Annotated in this window: 1 pseudogene; it reads right to left on the bottom strand. The window is 55.4% G+C overall.

What is annotated here, in order from left to right:
- Positions 1-505: 505 nt before the first annotated feature.
- Positions 506-787, bottom strand: a pseudogene (locus BLV11_RS18375) (hypothetical protein); the annotation flags it as partial.

Raw genomic sequence — 787 nt, 5'->3', positions numbered from 1 at the left:
TATGGGTCATTGCCAAAATAAAAATAGAGTAAAAGCGAAACAACGATAGATAAGGGCCCTAAGGTAAAGAAGGCAAACTTTGAGAAGATACCAATGAAGTCGACAGCAATAACCCGAAAAGCCATACGGGCGTGACGAATGCACTCGTGATCCATTCGGCCCTGATAGCCGACTCCCGCCAGGAGATCACCCTCTCTCTCAATACGCCGTAAGCTCTTGGGGGGGACCCTCGACAGTATTGAGGCCGGGACCACATCCTGGGAATTCCCCCAGGGCAATCGAATACTGCCTGCCCGGCCAAGCGTTGACCGGTTGGCATCTACTTGTTGGTCTTGCTGGCTTGGGATCGACTCCGGACGATAAGCTGTGGGGCCGTAATTGCCACCGACATAGCCACCAACCGTTGGGTTGGGCGCTCCTCTCCGTCGGTCAGCACCCTTGCTACACACATCCATTGCTATCTTTCCTTGGGCGCCCTGCCCTCTGAACCTGCAGGCTCAATTGTTCACAAAAGCGTCCCGCTCTTATGCCGACCCCGTCCCCCTTTTGAACGCTGCTTTTCCTGACGATTGGGCTGCCATTGGGACACTGGCCCCATCTCGGTGAAACGAAGGCCCCGTTCGTAAGCACGGGTGAGCTGCTGGTTGAGGGTTAACAGCTCCTCGGACGGTTTGACCCATTGTTCCTTCGGTAAGGACGCGGACCAGGCATCCAGTTCTTTCGGCAGGCTTTTCAAGGCCAGGGTTTTAAGGCGGCGTTCGGTAATGATGTGGGCCAGGTAGCGCTG

The sequence above is a fragment of the Marinobacter mobilis genome (assembly GCF_900106945.1).
Classification (GTDB): domain Bacteria; phylum Pseudomonadota; class Gammaproteobacteria; order Pseudomonadales; family Oleiphilaceae; genus Marinobacter; species Marinobacter mobilis.
The sequence above is the reverse complement of the archived record's forward strand: the minus strand, read 5'-3'. Positions and strand labels throughout refer to the sequence as shown.